Annotated in this window: 15 protein-coding genes and 1 pseudogene; 7 read left to right on the forward strand and 9 right to left on the reverse strand. The window is 64.6% G+C overall.

Annotated elements, in window-relative coordinates:
- Positions 1–28: 28 nt before the first annotated feature.
- Together P12x_RS08460 and P12x_RS08465 are read right to left on the reverse strand one after the other, a co-directional pair.
- A complete protein-coding gene (locus P12x_RS08460; RefSeq protein ID WP_435010424.1) occupies positions 29–823 on the reverse strand; it encodes a molybdopterin-dependent oxidoreductase in 795 nt (264 codons plus the stop codon).
- The gene (locus tag P12x_RS08465; RefSeq protein WP_435010425.1) at positions 789–1,487 is read right to left on the reverse strand and encodes a cytochrome b/b6 domain-containing protein; all 699 of its coding nucleotides are present in this window, start codon (positions 1,485–1,487) and stop codon (positions 789–791) included. The genes P12x_RS08460 and P12x_RS08465 overlap by 35 nt, the downstream gene beginning before the upstream one ends.
- A gap of 184 nt (positions 1,488–1,671) precedes the next feature.
- On the opposite strand from P12x_RS08465, the gene P12x_RS08470 reads away from it, so the two are divergent.
- The gene (locus P12x_RS08470) at positions 1,672–2,181 is read left to right on the forward strand and encodes a molybdopterin-dependent oxidoreductase (protein ID WP_435010426.1); all 510 of its coding nucleotides are present in this window, start codon (positions 1,672–1,674) and stop codon (positions 2,179–2,181) included.
- 4 nt (positions 2,182–2,185) lie between these two features.
- On the opposite strand, the gene P12x_RS08475 is transcribed toward P12x_RS08470, so the two are convergent.
- Together P12x_RS08475 and P12x_RS08480 are read right to left on the reverse strand one after the other, a co-directional pair.
- Positions 2,186–2,656: a diacylglycerol kinase gene (locus P12x_RS08475; RefSeq protein WP_435010427.1), complete on the reverse strand. Its 471-nt coding sequence runs from the start codon at positions 2,654–2,656 to the stop codon at positions 2,186–2,188.
- A gap of 2 nt (positions 2,657–2,658) precedes the next feature.
- A complete protein-coding gene (locus P12x_RS08480; protein ID WP_435010428.1) occupies positions 2,659–6,360 on the reverse strand; it encodes a hypothetical protein in 3,702 nt (1,233 codons plus the stop codon).
- Here P12x_RS08480 and P12x_RS08485 point away from each other — a divergent pair.
- From P12x_RS08485 to P12x_RS08500, 4 genes and pseudogenes are all read left to right on the forward strand, one after another.
- Positions 6,349–6,546 (forward strand): hypothetical protein, encoded by a 198-nt coding sequence (locus tag P12x_RS08485; protein ID WP_435010429.1) that lies wholly within the window; start codon positions 6,349–6,351, stop codon positions 6,544–6,546. The genes P12x_RS08480 and P12x_RS08485 overlap by 12 nt on opposite strands.
- A 311-nt stretch (positions 6,547–6,857) precedes the next feature.
- A pseudogene (locus P12x_RS08490) lies at positions 6,858–6,953 on the forward strand (peroxiredoxin family protein); the annotation flags it as partial.
- Positions 6,954–6,974: 21 nt separating this feature from the next.
- Entirely contained in the window at positions 6,975–8,198 is a 1,224-nt protein-coding gene (locus P12x_RS08495; protein WP_435010430.1) for a hypothetical protein, read from the forward strand.
- Between the two features lie 73 nt (positions 8,199–8,271).
- A complete protein-coding gene (locus P12x_RS08500) occupies positions 8,272–9,141 on the forward strand; it encodes an aminotransferase class IV (protein WP_435010431.1) in 870 nt (289 codons plus the stop codon).
- A 21-nt stretch (positions 9,142–9,162) separates the two neighbouring features.
- On the opposite strand, the gene P12x_RS08505 is transcribed toward P12x_RS08500, so the two are convergent.
- The 3 genes from P12x_RS08505 to P12x_RS08515 form a co-directional block, all read right to left on the reverse strand.
- Positions 9,163–9,579 (reverse strand): hypothetical protein, encoded by a 417-nt coding sequence (locus tag P12x_RS08505; protein WP_435010432.1) that lies wholly within the window; start codon positions 9,577–9,579, stop codon positions 9,163–9,165.
- A 351-nt stretch (positions 9,580–9,930) separates the two neighbouring features.
- Complete coding sequence (locus P12x_RS08510) at positions 9,931–11,004, reverse strand: ABC transporter permease (protein ID WP_435010433.1); 1,074 nt, start codon at positions 11,002–11,004, stop codon at positions 9,931–9,933.
- 51 nt (positions 11,005–11,055) lie between these two features.
- Positions 11,056–12,051, reverse strand: a complete 996-nt coding sequence (locus P12x_RS08515) for an ABC transporter ATP-binding protein (RefSeq protein ID WP_435010434.1) — start codon at positions 12,049–12,051, stop codon at positions 11,056–11,058.
- A gap of 273 nt (positions 12,052–12,324) precedes the next feature.
- Between P12x_RS08515 and P12x_RS08520 the strand changes: the two genes are divergently transcribed.
- On the forward strand, positions 12,325–13,503 hold the full coding sequence (locus tag P12x_RS08520) for an AAA family ATPase (RefSeq protein WP_435010435.1): 1,179 nt from the start codon (positions 12,325–12,327) through the stop codon (positions 13,501–13,503).
- Between the two features lie 353 nt (positions 13,504–13,856).
- Positions 13,857–14,609 carry a polyprenol monophosphomannose synthase gene (locus tag P12x_RS08525; RefSeq protein WP_435011655.1) on the forward strand — a complete coding sequence of 251 codons (753 nt, stop codon included), beginning with the start codon at positions 13,857–13,859 and terminating at the stop codon, positions 14,607–14,609.
- A 148-nt stretch (positions 14,610–14,757) separates the two neighbouring features.
- Here the strand turns inward: P12x_RS08525 and P12x_RS08530 are convergent, their stop codons facing one another.
- Together P12x_RS08530 and P12x_RS08535 are read right to left on the reverse strand one after the other, a co-directional pair.
- Positions 14,758–15,141 carry a hypothetical protein gene (locus P12x_RS08530; protein WP_435010436.1) on the reverse strand — a complete coding sequence of 128 codons (384 nt, stop codon included), beginning with the start codon at positions 15,139–15,141 and terminating at the stop codon, positions 14,758–14,760.
- Complete coding sequence (locus P12x_RS08535) at positions 15,138–15,446, reverse strand: hypothetical protein (RefSeq protein ID WP_435010437.1); 309 nt, start codon at positions 15,444–15,446, stop codon at positions 15,138–15,140. Before P12x_RS08535 ends, P12x_RS08530 begins: the two co-directional genes overlap by 4 nt.
- Positions 15,447–15,460: the final 14 nt, after the last annotated feature.

Genomic DNA, 15,460 nt, shown 5'->3' on the forward strand with positions numbered 1-15,460 from the left:
GTGGATCTCGTGGTGGTCTTGGGGTCGGTCAGTGGCCGGAGTACCAGTCGTACCCCTTCTCGGCCCAGTAGTCGGCCGGCCGTTCGTCCATGAACGCGATCGTGCCGATTTGCTTGAGGCTTTTGATCCCGTATTTCAACGGGGCGGCGAGCCGGAGCGGGGCCCCGTGGGACGGCTCCAGGGGCTTGCCATTCATCTCGTAGCAGAGCAACGTCTGGGGATGGACCACGCTGGCCGCCTCGAGCCCGACATAATAGGCGCGGTCGGGCGTCATCAGCGAGGCGTAAGGCATCAGGTCGCCGGGGTCTCCCTCAGGGTCGAGCGGCTTGCCGCTCCGGGTGGCCAGGCCCGAGGCCGAGGCCAGGTCGACGAGCCGAGCCCCGGCCCAGGTCACGACCTCGCTCCAGCCCTCGATGCATTTCAGCTCGGTGGTCATCTCGAAGCGAGGTAGTGCTTTGACGTCCTCGATGGTGTATTTCTTCAATCCACCCGGGCCGGAAATCTGGAGCCGCCAGGAAGCCGGGTCGATCTTCGGATTGATCCCGATCTGGCCGTTCACCCGGGGCATCCGGGCCTTCGAGGCCGAGAAGACCGGGGCGAGCTTCGAAGGGCTGAAGATGGCCCGATGAACCGCCTCGTCCCATTCGAGCATCCGGCGGAGCGGCCAGGGTTGGCCTCCGATCAGGCTCCGGGAACCGATCCATTTCCAGGCCGTCAATGCGGCCAGCAGGGATGCGCCTCCCAGGACGAACCCTCGGCGAGTCTTCCCTCGGAGCTGACGAGCGAGCTCATCCTCGGGCATCGGCGAGTTCGGCGTCTTCATAGCTCGGGACTCCATCTTCGGTCGCCTCGACCCCGATGATCATCGCCCGGGCGTTATTCCAGCCCGACTTGATCACCTGGATGATGTGAACTACGAAGAACAGGACGTAGAGGATCGTCAGCGCGAAGTGTTCCATCCGGGCCATCGGATAACCGCCCAGGATCGCGACCAGCCACGCCAACTGGATCGGCTTGTAGATCGCGAGTCCCGTCAAGAGCGAACCGGCCCCCATCGCGATCACGCCGGTATAAGCGATCCGCTGGGCCCCGTTGAACTTCCGACGAGGGAGCGGCTCGCGCCGGATGTGGAGATCGTGGAGGACGACCTGGATCGCCTCGGAGAATGTCCGGCGATTCGGGATGAGGTGCCGCCACTCTCCGCTCAGGAAAGTGTACGAGACATAAAGCACGCCGTTCAGGGCGAAGAGCCACATGAACGCGAAGTGCCAGGCCATCCCCTCGCCGAGTCGGTGGCCGATCTGGAACGTGTTGTAGAACCAGGTCGGGAAGAATTTGAAGAGGGTGAACCGACCGATCTGGATCTTGTAGATGTCGTTGGCCCAGTAGATCAAGAGCCCGCTCCAGATCATCACGGCCAGGATCGGCACGTTCGCCCAGTGAAAGGCTCGCGTGGCCAGCGAGTGTTTCTGTTCCAGTCGAGGCATCGACTTCAGGCTCCTCGGCCATCGGGTGCAAGCGAGGCACTTCGGTCCTTCGAGATTCATCTTAACCGCGAAGGACGGCCCCGAGGATCTGGTTGCGTCCGTTTCTGGATTGGTCGTCCCGAGATGGAGGACCTGACAAGCCTTCTTCCTCGGCCGGTGCGAATCTCCTACGATGTCGAGATCGATGGCCCGTCATGAGGAGGTGGAATTGATGGATTCGCCGGAATTGCTGCGGTTCGAAGGGGAGGTCGAGCATCCCATCGGCCTGACGATCGAGGACCTTGATGCGATCCCCGAGTCTGATCGGGTCCTCGACGTCTCGCGGTTCCAGCCCAACCGCAAGGGGGACGGGGTCACCCTGGATTCGCTCCTGGATCGGGTCGTCCCGAAGGTCGAGGCGACGCATCTGACGCTCCACGCCGACCGGGACGATTTCCACGTCTCGATCCCGCTCGACGTCATCCGGGGACAAGGAGTGGTCGTGTATCGGATCGGCCCTTCGACGCTCGGACCCGAGCAAGGGGGTCCGGTCCGGCTCCTGATCCGCGACCCGTCGGCCTGCCACACCGGGGAACTGGACGATTGCGCCAACGTGAAATATCTGAGTCGGGTCGAGCTAACGACCCGAAAGGGACTCGACACCCGTCCGCTGGACGAAGAGGCCCATCGAGCGTTGCACGAGGGCCAGTCCTGATCGATCAGAGCGACCAGCCTAGGAGGTCGCCGAACTGGAGGACCAGGATCACCCCGACGACGATGGCCGAGCCGACGACCGCGACCAGGACCCCGCCGGCGGCGATCTCTCGGGCGACCTTGAGCCGGGGCTCGTCGGGGTCGCCGATGGCCCGTGCCAGGGTGTCGATCGCGCTGTGGTTCAGCTCGGCGATGAAGATCGAGCAGGCGGCCATGACCAGGACGATCCAGCCTTGAGGCCCGACGCCGAGCATGGCGGCGGTCAGGGCGACCAGGAGGACCCGGTAGCCGTGGGCGAAGAAGCTGGAGTCGCCGCGGATCGCATGCTTCCAGCCGCTCAATCCGGCGACCAGCTTTTCGCGAAGGTTCCGGCGTCCCGCTCGGGCTCGGGGCACGTCGCAATCATCGACCCCGTCCAGGAGCTCATCCGGCTCGGGGGTCATCGGTGATTCAGGTTGGGGCTGGGTGAGCATCATGGTCATTCGACCGGCGCGAACCGGCTGTCCAATTTGGTCAGTCCCTGAGCCGAGCCGAGCCGGAGGTTCGGGCTCAATCTCGGCGAGATCTCGAACTGGAACATGTAACTATTCTGGAGCGGGCTGACGGCCAGGCCCACCGAGGTCAGGTAATCGGCCCCGATCCTCGTGATCGACCCGGTCGCACCGAGAAGGATGCCGTTGCCGAAGTCATACGACTCGCCCAGGGTCATGAACCACTTCGGGCTCATCCAGTAGCTGTACTGGGCGTTGAGGGCCGAGGTGTTGATCGGCCCGGTGTTGACCACCGTGTAGCCGACGAAGATGTTCCCCTTTGGGATCCGGGTGATCGAGATCCCGGAGGTGATGATCCGCAGTCCGAAGGGGTCATTGGTCCCGTTCGACGGGGTGACGAAGGCCTGGTTCCCCCCGATCTTGAAGAACTCGAACCATCCGTAGGAGACGAAGCTGGTCCGGTCGCCCAGATACCACTCGTAATTGTAGAAGTTCTGGCCGAAGGGCTTGTTGAAGTTGTCCCGGGCGGCTTGCGGGAAGTAGGTGGTGTCGAGGTCGAAGACCATGAAGTCGGTGATGTGCCGGCGACCCTCCTGGCCCCGCTTGGTCTGGAGTCGCTGGTGGATCCCGAGCTTGACGGTCTGGAGGCTCGCCTGGACGTCGGTCGATCCGGTAATCGGCGACATGGCCCGGCGGAGGGTCAGGAACCGGGGGTCATACTGAGCGGGGAGGACCCCGCCGACGTAGTTGGTCAGGGCGAAATAGCGTCGGCTGTACTCGTAGGCGTTATCGTCCAGGTCATCCTGGATCCCGATGCTGTTCAGCGGGACGTTCGAATACGAGTCGCGGTAGTCGGCCACGAAATCGATCTTGTGATTCAGTCCATGGACATTGAGCAACTCGCTCTCGGCATTCGGGAACGCCTTCCAGAGCGTGATGTCGGCCCTGGCCCCGGCCGCCCCCCAGATCCTCCCGACGGAATGCCCGCCGATCTGGTTGTTCCACCCCACCGCCTGACCCTGGAGATAGGGCGTCACGCGGAGGAAGTTGAAATTCAGGGGGGCGTCCAGCTCGTGGGTCGTGTAGAGCCGGCCGCTCTGGAACGTCCCGTTGGTGTTCGAGATCGGGTCGATCGGAAGGAACGCGAAGAGGGTCTTGTTGTTGACTTCGGCCGCCGTGTGAACGTTCGCGTAGTCGACTCCGGTATGCTGGAAGTAGGTCAGCCGGTTGCCCAGGAGCGAGTCACCCAGGCGATAGTAATCGACTTTCGGATACCACTGAGACTCGGTCTGCCAGGTCTGGACGTTGGTCTCGGCCAGGACCGTGAGTGCCTGATTCTCCTTCTGGCGGATCAGGTAGATCAGGTTCTCCAGGTCGAGCCCGGTGTCGAACTGGCGCTTGAAGTACTGTTCGAGGAAGTTCCGGTCCGAGGTGAAGCCGACCTCGGCATTGATCCGGAAGTCCTCGTCGAGCCGGGCGTCGGCACCCAGGAGCGACTGCATGTGGCGGCCGAGCAGCTTGCCCCGGAATTCCTGGTAAGTCGGGTTCGAGAGCCGGGTGAAGCCGGCCCGGCCCGCCGCGTTGTTGTTGGGGCTGTTCGTGATGACCGCGGGACCGCCGCCGAGGACGTCGCGCGAGCCGTCGAAGAGGCCATAAACGTCGAAGTATCCGGCGTAGCTGGACAGGGCACTCGGGGTGAGCTTCTTCTGCTTGTGGAAGGGATCGCGGATGTCGTTGATCAGGTCCTTGCCGTACCAGCCGATCTCCGATCCCAGCGCGATCCCCTGCCCGAATTGCTTATCGCGGGCGCTCAGGTAGTCGACGTCGAGGTTCCAGGCGTCGATCTGCGGGAGGTGCCGGAGATTCAGGAGGTTGAAGACGTCGTAATCGGTCCGGAACTGCTGGCCGAAGAAGTTGTTGGTCGCGAACGAGATCCCCGAGAGCGGCGGGTCGATGTCGTCCGCCTCGACGAAGAGCCGGGGGTAGTAGAAGAACGGCACCGGCCCGAAGAAGAAGAAATTCTGCCGGGCGTCGATCTGCCAGGTGAGGTCGTCCCGATCGAACGGCTTATCTCCGGCCTCGGGAACCGCCTGGGAGTCGACCACCTGCTTCACGTCGATCGAACGGCTCCGGAATCGGTAGCCCGGGTTGGCGAACCGGCTGCCGGTGGTGACCGTGTTCTCCGCCTGGAGGGCCACCAGCGTGCTGGGGGCCACCCGGCCATCGGGCCCGGCGACCATCGGGTGATACTGGAGGATCCGGGGCGAATTGATCTTGGTCGGGGTAATCAGGCCGGGAGCGAACAACTCGACCTGCGCATCCAGGACCAGGAGCTGATCCATCCGGACGTCGTAATAGGCCCGCGCCGCATGGTAAGTCCGCTGGTCGCTCCGTCCCTGATAGATGAGCTGATCCTGCCGGACGATCACGTGTCCTTCGAGGTAAAATTCCAGGGGTTGCTTGGTGTTTTCCACCAGCTGACTATTGATGTCGAAGGAGGGGTTGCCGACCTTGCCCTCGTTCCTGAGCCAGAGGACGACATTGTCGGCCTCGATGTCGATGATCCCTTGTTCCTTGCTCCGGGTCTGGATGTTCACCCCGTTCCGGATGATCACGGTCTGGGTGCCGTCGGGCAGCACGCTCAAAATCTCCGGCTTGATCTCGCCGAGACCCCGGGGATAGATCGTAGTGATTCGCTGCGATCCGGGGACGACCGGGGCGAACGATCCCGCGTTCTCGCCGGACGGCCGGGGGGCGGAGTCCGGGAGGGGCAGGAGTTCGCTGGGCGGGTCGAACACCGGGGCTTCATTGGACGGGCCGATCGGGACCGTCTCGGGTGCCAGTGGCGGGAGGTCGGGCGACAGGGGCGGCAGATCGGTCGAGGGGACCTCATCGGGGACGGGTTGCGCCGAGAAATCCTCGGGAAATGCCGGCGGGTCGATCGCCTGGGCCTGCTGGACCTCGGGATCTCGGGCGGGCGGGCTTTCCGAGGGCGAGCCCGAGCCGAAGGGCATGGCCGAGGAACCGGGCCCCGAAGGGGGCTGGGTCGCGGCCATCGTCGGGATGACGCCGAGAACCGGCGCGATCGGCCCGGCCTCGGTGGCCAGAGAGGCGGAAGTCTCCTCGACCGCCCGGCCCGGAGCTTCGACCGGAACGGGGGCCGGCGTCGGGATCGGGAGTGGAGCCGTCTCCTCGGGCTGGCTCGGGAAGGCCCGAGCGAGGATCGGCAAGGCGGTCGGGGCCTTCCCGAGCGAGTGAATCCCGTTCGCGATCCGGGGGGCGTATTCGACCTTGGCCCGGGTGGTCAGCTCGGTCCGGATCTCGGGAAGCTCGGTCCCGGGCGCCCCAGGGTCGTGGACCTTCCCCTCGACGTACATCTCGACCCGATGAATCGTGCCGTCGACGCGACCGGCCCGGCGGACCCGGGCCACGGCGCGATCGGCCCGGATTGAGACGTCGCCCTGGGCGATCTCGGCCCGGTCTTCCAGGAGGTACCAGTCCGCCCCATCCTCATTCCAGGTCTGGATCCGATCGGCGATGAACCGGATCGATTCGACCGGATCTCCCTTCCAGGTCGCCACCGGCGACCCGGCGCCCCTGGCCGGAGAATCCAGCAGGGCGACGAAGGCGAGGAGCCAGATGCTGGCGATCCGTCGGCGGAGGTTATCCGTCTGGTCGTGAGCCCGCACGTCACCTCCTCCACGCTCAAACGGGCGTCCGAGTTGGTCCGGCCTCCCGAGGCCGGTCGCCCGAGTGTCCCGCCCGAAGTCGGCGGACAGGCCCGATCCGGCAATCGCCGGGGGAGGGCCCGCGTCAATCTCAAGGGGGGTGAAGTCGAAGACGTGCGATGGACGGGACAGTCGGCGGGAAAGTAGCCGCTCGCGATCGGATCGTCAACCCGAGAACAGGCCGAGATGGGCCGGGTTAAAGTTAATCGAGAGCGTCGGATGATTCGATCCGCACGAGTTCGGGAAAGACCGGTAAGCTGGCCCGATTTCAATCCTGGAACGGGGCGATCCTTCCGGTTAACCTCGATCTCCGAAGTCATTGGAAGAAACTCGTCCTCGGCTGGTGGAGCGAAATCATGCGATTCCTGGCCTATGTCCTGACAATCCTTGCCATGGGATTGGGCACCACTTCGGGAGTTTCGGCCATGCCCTACGCCCCCAAGGTCGGACAGAGACATCCGGACTTCACGCTTCCTCGGCTCGGCGATCGTTCGCCCGTCTCTCTGTCCGACTTCCGGGGGAAGAAGGTCCTTCTCATCCAGTTCGCATCGTGGTGAGCGGGCTGCCGGAAGCACGTGCCGGTCTGGCACGATCAGACTCGCGAGTGGGTGAAGCAAGGGAAGCTGGCGTTGCTGGGGATCACCCAGGAACAGCATCCGGACCGATGCCGACTGTTCGCCCAGTGGCAAGGGTTTGGCTGGCCCATCCTCCACGACCCGATCAATCTCATGGAATCACCGGCCGTGCCGATCGTCGTCGCGATCGACGAGCACGGGATCGTCCGGGCCATCGGTCCGAAGCCCGAGACCTTCGCTCGCGACTTCCTGGATCGGACCTTCGATGACGACGCAACTCGGGATGATCCTCGGTCGCCCGGCCCGCCCGACCCGGACCGGAAACTCGTCGAGGCTCGATCGAGGCCCGACGCCGGGACCTGGCGAGCGGCTGGAGATGCCTTGACGATCTGGGGTGGGCTGGCCCGGATCACGGAGGCCATCAGAGCCTATTCCGAAGCGGTCCGTATCGATCCTTCGGACAAGAACGCACGGTTCCGGCTCGGAGTTGCGTTCCGGATGCGTTATGAGTCGCCCGATCGTAAGCCCGGCGACTTCCAGGCCGCGGTCGACAACTGGGGTCGAGCCCTCGAACTCGACCCGAACCAGTACATCTGGCGTCGGCGGATCGAGCAGTACGGCCCGCTCCTGGCGAAGCCCTATCCCTTCTACGACTGGGTGGAAAAAGCCCGGGCGGAGATCCGAGGTCGGGGGGACGAACCCATCCCGCTCTCGGAAGAACCTTCCGGCTCGGAACTGGCATCGCCCGTAGGCGAGTTCGTCAACGAGGCCGAGCCTCCGGTCGCCCCGGACCCGAAAGGCCGGATCGACCGGGATTCGAAGCGTCTGATCGAGGTCGAGGTCGCCGTGATCCCCCGGCGGGTCCGCCCCGGCGAGTCGGCCCGGGTTCATCTCAGCTTCCGCCCGAATGCCGCGATCATGGCGCACTGGAACAACGAATCGACCCCGTTGAAGGTCTGGGTCGAAGGGGCCGATGGCTGGTCGATCCATCGACAACTCCTGGAGGCCCCCCAGGGTCGAGAGGCCGAGTCGGACGAAGTCCGTCGTCTCGACTTCGAGGTGAAGGCCGCGCCGGAAGCTTCGGGCAAGGTCGCGATCGCTGCCTACGCGCTTTACAACGTCTGCGAAGAATCGGGAGGGCTTTGCCTCTTCCTCCGACAGGACCTGAACATCGAGGTCGAAATCGACGATCCCAGGAGGCCGGAACCGACGCCCCGGGATTGATCCGGGGCACCCTGGAGGATACCCTCGAACCGGCCTTCGATGCTTCGAGATCGTATCCGGGGGATTAGCGTTCATGCGTGATCTGGCGTGCCTCAACGGTGAGCTGATGCCGGCGGACCAGGCTCGGGTGCCGATCTGGGATCGCGGGTTTCTCTTCGGCGACTCCGTCTATGAGGTCTTCCGGCTCTATCAAGGGCGTTGCTGGTTGGAGGAAGAGCACAACGCCCGGCTTCGTCGGAGCCTGTCCGAGATGGAGTTCCCCGAGGTCGATCTGGATGTTCTCGGAGACCGCATCCGCCGGACGATCGAGGCCAGCGGGATCGAGGAAGGGATGGCTTACATCCACATTACCCGAGGGGTTGCCCCCAGGGCCCATGCTTTCCCGAATCCGTCCGTCCCTCCCACCGAATTGATCGTGATCCGGCCCTACGACGATCGGGCGACCGCCCTGAAGCGTGAGAAGGGCGTGGGCGTGGCCTCCCGGCCCGATCTCCGCTGGAAGCGGTGTGACGTCAAGTCGACGAACCTCCTGGCGAACGTGATGGCGCTGGAGTCGGCCAACCGCGCGGGGGCTTACGAGGCGCTCCTGGTCGACGACGAAGGGCTGGTCACCGAGGCAACCCATTCCTCAGTCCTCTGGGTTCGCGACGGTCGACTCGAGGGGACGCCCAACGATTCGACCATCCTGCCGGGGACGACCCGCTTCCTGACCCAGCGACTCGCCGCCAAGCTGGACATCCCCTTCGCCGAAGGGCGGATCTCCCTCGATGACTTCTTCAAGGCCGACGAGGCGATCCTGGTCGGCACGACGATCGAGGTCCTGCCCATCGTCGAGGTCGATCAGCGGCCGATCGCCGGGGGGAAGCCCGGCCCGATCACCCGTAAGCTTCAGGTCGCTTATCGGTCGGCGATCGAGCAGTGGCTCGCCCCTCTGACGGCCTGAACCCGAGGGCGATGCGAGATCTCAGAGTTCAACGATCCGAGCCGACTTCATGACCACCGTTCGTTTTTCCTCGAAATCCGAGATCTCCCGATTGGTCAATCCACCCAGGGTGAATCGATGAGGGCCGCCCCGGATTTCGAGGGCCCACCGCCCGAGGAAGACGACTGGATCCACCCCCTCGACGCGGCCGCCAAGCGCGAACCGATCCCCAAGGGCGGGGTCCGGGTCATCGTGATGGCCACCGGGGACGTGCCCGACCCCGACGCGATCGGCCAGAGTCTCCTCGACCTCCTCAAGGCCCGAAAACGAGAGGCCGACGCCTTCGTGGTCCGGCCCGATGAGGTCGGCTGGGATGCGGCGCTCGATCAAGGACTGGCCGACGGAACTCACCCGATCGTCCTGATCACCACCGCCGCCGGACCCTGGACGGCCGCGCATCTCGACCCCCTCCTCAAGACGATCGACTCTCGCGATCACGTCATCGGTTGTCGACCGGCTCGGGGGTTCGCCAGGCTCCTCCGATGGTTCTCGACCCTCCCCTGGCGAATCCTGTTCGCCCTCCCGGTCGCGGACGTCTTCTCTCCTTGCCGGATCCATCGTCGATCGGCGCTGGAGAAGATTGTCCGGCAGTCGTCCTCGCGATTCCTGGACGTCGAGATCCTGGCCAAGGCCACCTTCCTGACCCAGGTGATCGAGGAAGTCGACGTGCCGCCGATGGCCATGGCCGGTGTTTCGCGAATTTTCAACGACCTTCGGGCCGTCCTGAAGTCGCCGATCTTCGTCCTCGAATCACTGCCATCGGAAGATCTTCAAGGCCAGGGCGAAGGTACCGAGGGCCCAGGCGGAGAGGACCCCCAGCGCCACCAGGACGACATGACTCGACCAGTCGGCCCCTTCGAGCATCACGGCACGCAAGGCGTTCAGGAGCTGGGTCAGCGGGAGGGCCTGGATGAACGGCTGGGCCGCCTCGGGGAACCGGTCGGCCGAGAAGAAGAGGCCCGAGAAGATCCACATCGGGAGCATGACCAGATTCATCAGGCCGCTGACGGTCTCGGTATTCTGGGCCCGGCTGGCGATCAGAAGTCCGATTCCTGAGAACGCCAACGCCCCCACGACCTCGATCACCCCGATGAGCCAGAGGCTCCCCTGGATCGGCATATCGAAGACGAACACGCCGAGCGAGAGGAGCACCGCGACATCCGGGATGAGGAAGGTCAGCCGGGCCAGCAGGATGGCCAGGAGGAAGTCGCGACGGGGCATCGGCGTGGCGGTGAACCGCTTCAGGAGCTTGCCGATCCGGAAGTTGACCAGCAGGAACCCGACCCCCCAGAGCCCCCCGCCCATCGTGTTCTGGCCGATCAGGCCGGGGATCAGGAAGTCGATGTATCGTGAGCCCGGCTCGTCGACGATCGAGTCCTCGGTCTTGACCGGGTCGACCCTCCCGGCGGCGCGCTGGAGAATCGTGTCGATCACGCCTCGGGCCGAGGTGGCCTCGGGTCGAGTGGGATCGAATCGATAGGTGACCGGGCCCGAGACACTCGGGACGATGACCAATGGGGTCTTTCCCGTCCTCAATCGCCGGTTGGCTTCATCTTCGGAAACGACCCGGAGTTGGACGCCCTGTCGAGCTTCGGAGCGGGCCTTCTTGTCGTAGTCTCGCAGAGTTTTCTCGATCGGGTCGGAGGCGGCATTTCGGACGAGGTCGACCGGGACGCTCTCGGGGACCCGGCCCTTGAAGGCCAGGCCGAGGCCCAGGGCCAGGACCGTCGGGAACCCGTAGACCCAGAAAAGTCGGGCCGGCTGGCGATAGAACTCCCGGAGCCGGGCCAGGTAGAGGCCCCGGAGCGGGTGATAGTGCGACATGCGTCGGTCATCCTTCGCGGTCGGTCGGGGAGTCGGGGTACGGTCGATCGATCATCGACGCCGTCTCCGGCCGGGTTTGGGAGCTTTGGCGGCCTCCGCGTCGTCGTCCTCGCGGAGATGGCGACCGGTCAGGGCCACGAAGACGTCTTCGAGGCTCACCTGGCGGGTCGTGAGCCGGGCCAGGGGACGCCCGGCCGATTCGAGATAATCCAGCAGGGCCGGGATCGCCCGGTGAGGGGCCCCGACGGTCAGGGCGTATCCGTCCCCCTCGGCGCGTGCGCCGAGGACCGTGGCCAGATCGGAGAAGGCCGAGGGCTCGATCGGCCCGGCCTCGCCGCCCAGGGCGAACTCGACGATATGCTCGCCGCCCAGCCGAGCGATCAGGTCGGCCGGAGATCCCAGGGCGATCACCTTGCCCCGGTCGACGATCGCCACCCGGTCGCAAAGTCGCTCGGCTTCGTCCATGTAATGAGTGGTCAGGACCGTGGTCCGGCCCCTGGCCCTCAGGTCGAGGATCACGTCCCAGAGCTGCCGACGCGACTGGGGGTCGAGCCCGGTGGTCGGCTCGTCCAGGAACAGCAATTCGGGGTCCCCCACCAGGGCCACCGCCACCGCCAACCGCTGCTGCTGGCCCCCGGAAAGCTGTTCGACGTAGGAATTCGCCTTCGATTCGAGCGAGACCCGGCCCAGGACGTCGGAGGGCTCCAGGCCGCTCCGGTAGAACCCCCGGAACATCTCGACCAGCTCGCTGAGGGTCGATTTCTCCGGGAAACGGGTCTCCTGAAGAGTGACGCCGATCCGCTCGCGGATCTCGACGGCGTCGGAGCCCCATCGACGCCCCAGGACCTCGACATCGCCCGAAGTCGGCCGGTTGAGGCCCTCCAGGATCTCGACGGTCGTGGTCTTCCCCGCCCCGTTGGGGCCGAGCAGCCCGAAGCACTCGCCGGTCGAGATTTGCAGGTCGAGCCCGTCGACGGCCACGACCGGCCCATCTCGGCCGGGATATTGTTTGTGAAGGCCGGAGACTCGAATGGCCCATTCGCCCATCTATCGTCGTCCCGCGCCGGGCCGGATCGCCCGGACTTGAGTGAAGGTGCCGGTCGAAGGGAATATTCTAGCCAAGTACCCCCGATAAGCCCACCCCGAGCCACCCATCGGAGATCGCGAGTCCTCGGTCTCAAGCCGGGGATGAATCGCTCCGATAGTCCCTTTTAGGCCGCCCCGGTGACCACTCCGCCGAGATTGGCGGGTGGAGTCGCCGGTTGAGGAGCCTCGGGGGATCAGCGGCCCCGAAACCCCGAGGCCAGGAAAGGGAGCCCGATGGATCGACCGAGAAACCGCACGGATGCGGACGAGCGAGGACCGAACGCCGACCCGGCCCGGACCTTTGTCCTGCCGAGCCGACGTACGGCCCTCGATGCCTGTCGGGACGCCCTGACCGTCGGGCCAATCCTCCTGACCGGTGAGGCGGGAATTGGCAAGACCTGGCTCTGGCGGGTGATGGGTTCGGAATCCTCGCCGGCCTGCCGATGGCTGGGGATCGACCTGACGCCCGCTGACGGCACGGCCGATTTTTACCGACTGATCGGGCATCGGTTCGGGCTGCTCGAGTCGGGCTCGCCTCTGACGCGGATCGGCCTGCTCGACTTCCTCGCCGAACGCCAGGTCGACGGCGATCGACCGGTTCTGGTAGTTGACGAGGCCCATAATCTCTCGGCCCCGGTCTGGGAAGAGATCCGGATCCTGATCAATCGGCTGGGCGAAATGGGGGGGTTCGCCGGGCTCATGCTCGTCGGCCAGACCCCGCTGGTTCGTCAGTTCGCGACCCGACCCTTTGCCTCGATCGAGTATCGACTCGCCGCCCGGGTCCATCTCGGACGGATCGATGCCGACGAAGCCCTGGAACTCCTGACCCGGTTCCGTCCCGATCGGATCTGGACTCCCGGAGAGGTCGAGCTCCTCCACCGGGATTCCGGCGGAAATCCGGGCCGATTGCTCCGCAAAGTTGCTACGTCCCGGCTTCCTGGGATGGACGCCCGATCGACGCCCCAACGGGTCGCCGCTCCGGTGAGGTCCGCCGAACTTCCGCCGGATTCACGGAGGCCGCCGATGCTGGTCGGGTCCAGGCCCCCACTGATCGTGGAGGATCACCTGATCGAGGTGGGCTGGTCTCCGGAGGATGATTCCCCCCTGGTTGACGACGAAGAATCAGCGAGCGCGAACGATCCTTCGGAAGTCAAAGAGGATGAGGAAGAGGTCCGCGACCATTACGCGGCCCTCCAGGCCTGGCAAGAGTGGACCGCCAACCAATCGGGTCGGCCTGTCGAGCGCGAGTTTATCGTCCCGGACGACGGGGATGTCGAAGAAGAGCCCGAAGAGTTGGACGTTCCGCCATCGCCGCTGGACGAACGACCCATGGTCCGGGCCGAAGGAGAACAACGATTCGCCCCGTTCGGTCAGCTCTTCACGCGAATGTCTCAGACACTTGAACCCGACTGATCCATCCCGGAACATCCCTCGAAAATTCGGCGAGCGGCGGTCACCCCGATCTGCCTCCGCCTTACGCAAAGAGCAGGTGTCGCCTTCGCCGTTGATTCGGTGCTCCCGAAGTCCCTCTTTTTCCCGAACGAGGGACGCCTACGAACGAGGCGACACCTGCTTTTTTTCAAGTCGATCTCTCCATCGATCGGGTTGGCTTGAAATTGGAGAGAGGCGCTAGTGATTTCCTGGAAGTTTCCCGGTTATCCTGAGATTGAGGCAAAACCTGATTTCCGATAGAACGCCGCTATCGAGCGAGACGCACCCGTCCGCCAGAGGCCGCAATCGGGGAATTTGCCGCCGTGCTCACCATCATGAAAAAAGCTCCGTCAGCCGCGCCCCCCAAACTTCTCGTCTCGCTGGCGACCTACGACGAGGCCACGAACCTCCGTCCGCTGGTCGAGGCGATCCGGGAGCAGGCCCCGCACGCGTCGATCCTGATCATCGACGACAACTCGCCCGACGGGACGGGCGACATTGCCGACGATCTTCGGGCAACGCTGCCCAATATTCACGTCATCCACAGGCCCGGAAAGCTCGGGCTCGGTACGGCGGTCCTGACGGGCATGAAGTTCGCCATCGACCACCAGTTCGATTACTTCCTCAACCTCGACGCCGATTTCAGCCACCCCCCTCGATTCATCCCAGCGATCCTGGCCGGGATGGACGAGAATGACGTGATGATCGGTTCTCGCTACATACCCGGAGGGGGCGTCGAGGGGGATTTCAATCTCAAACGCAAGTTCATGAGCACCGGGATCAACGTCTACGCCCGGCTCTTCCTGGGCCTCCGGACTCGCGACAATAGCGGCTCCTACCGCTGCTACCGGGTCTCGAAGCTCCGCCAGATCGACCTCAACCGGGTCCGGTCTCGCGGCTATTCGTTCATGGAAGAAATCCTCTACTGGTGCCGAACCGTCGGATGCAAGTTCGGCGAGACTCCGATCCTGTTCGAGAACCGACGCTCGGGCTACTCGAAGATCAACGCACGGGAGGCCGTGAAGGCCCTCCAGATCATCTTCGAGCTGGGGTTGAGCCGCGTCTTCGGTCGAACTCGGCTCTCCTGAAACGATGCGAGGCCCGCCGACGAATCTGACCGTCGGCGGGCCTCGGCATGCGCCCCGAGCTGACCCGAATTTAGCCGTGACAATGCGAACGCCCGACGAGTTGCCTGGGCGACCCGTCGGGCGTGTTGTTGGAATCATTCCGATTCGTTCAGGCCGCGTCGAATTCCCGGACGGTCACATAGACTTCCTGGCAGGTCTCGGCGATCTTGTCGCCGAGCCCCTGATGCTTGCTCTCGAGCTGGGCCGAATACATCCCCAGGACCCGGCAGAGGAAGGCGTTCTGGCAGTCGTCGTGCTCCTCGACGAGCTGATGGAGCGAATCCTCGATCTGGTCGGCCAGGTAGAGGAGGAACTGGGCCTGCCCCTTGACCTCGGAGAGCGAACGGACGAGCTCATCGGAGAGGAACGAAGTTCTTGGGGTGGAGATCGGAGGGTCCTCCGGCGGTGCTTCGTGGGATGAGGCCGGGATCGCGGCCGGCTCGCGTCCGATGAGGAAGGCGCTGCCCAGGGGGCCTCGATTGATCGGGTTCATGCCGCGTCTCCGTTGGCTTGATACGGGGCCTGGCCTCCGTTGACGGACGCTTCCAGGGAGTGGCAGAGTTCCCCGACGAGCCTCATGTTCTCGCACTCGACTGCGAGGTTGGAGGCGTGCATCTCGATCAGCTGTTTCAGGAAGATCCGGGTCCCAGGATCGGGCTCACCTTCGAATCGTTCGACGTCGGCGACGGCCGCGCGGACCAGGTAGTCCATGAACTGGAGCTTGCCCCGGATCGAGGTGCAAAGTTTATCCAGTTGGGAGCGGTCGGAGCGATTCGGCGAGGGTGCGATTTGCGACATCCGTTTCCTCTCTT

Source organism: Tundrisphaera lichenicola, from assembly GCF_051175385.1.
GTDB lineage: Bacteria > Planctomycetota > Planctomycetia > Isosphaerales > Isosphaeraceae > Tundrisphaera > Tundrisphaera lichenicola.

Bases quoted from the DNA above. Each gene is read 5' to 3' on its own strand.
- P12x_RS08460 (WP_435010424.1), bottom strand. From the start codon at position 823: ATGAAGACGCCGAACTCGCCGATGCCCGAGGATGAGCTCGCTCGTCAG.
- P12x_RS08465 (WP_435010425.1), bottom strand. From the start codon at position 1,487: ATGCCTCGACTGGAACAGAAACACTCGCTGGCCACGCGAGCCTTTCAC.
- P12x_RS08470 (WP_435010426.1), top strand. From the start codon at position 1,672: ATGGCCCGTCATGAGGAGGTGGAATTGATGGATTCGCCGGAATTGCTG.
- P12x_RS08475 (WP_435010427.1), bottom strand. From the start codon at position 2,656: ATGATGCTCACCCAGCCCCAACCTGAATCACCGATGACCCCCGAGCCG.
- P12x_RS08500 (WP_435010431.1), top strand. From the start codon at position 8,272: ATGCGTGATCTGGCGTGCCTCAACGGTGAGCTGATGCCGGCGGACCAG.
- P12x_RS08505 (WP_435010432.1), bottom strand. From the start codon at position 9,579: ATGCGCGGCCGTCCAGGGTCCGGCGGCGGTGGTGATCAGGACGATCGG.
- P12x_RS08510 (WP_435010433.1), bottom strand. From the start codon at position 11,004: ATGTCGCACTATCACCCGCTCCGGGGCCTCTACCTGGCCCGGCTCCGG.
- P12x_RS08515 (WP_435010434.1), bottom strand. From the start codon at position 12,051: ATGGGCGAATGGGCCATTCGAGTCTCCGGCCTTCACAAACAATATCCC.
- P12x_RS08520 (WP_435010435.1), top strand. From the start codon at position 12,325: ATGGATCGACCGAGAAACCGCACGGATGCGGACGAGCGAGGACCGAAC.
- P12x_RS08525 (WP_435011655.1), top strand. From the start codon at position 13,857: ATGAAAAAAGCTCCGTCAGCCGCGCCCCCCAAACTTCTCGTCTCGCTG.
- P12x_RS08530 (WP_435010436.1), bottom strand. From the start codon at position 15,141: ATGAACCCGATCAATCGAGGCCCCCTGGGCAGCGCCTTCCTCATCGGA.
- P12x_RS08535 (WP_435010437.1), bottom strand. From the start codon at position 15,446: ATGTCGCAAATCGCACCCTCGCCGAATCGCTCCGACCGCTCCCAACTG.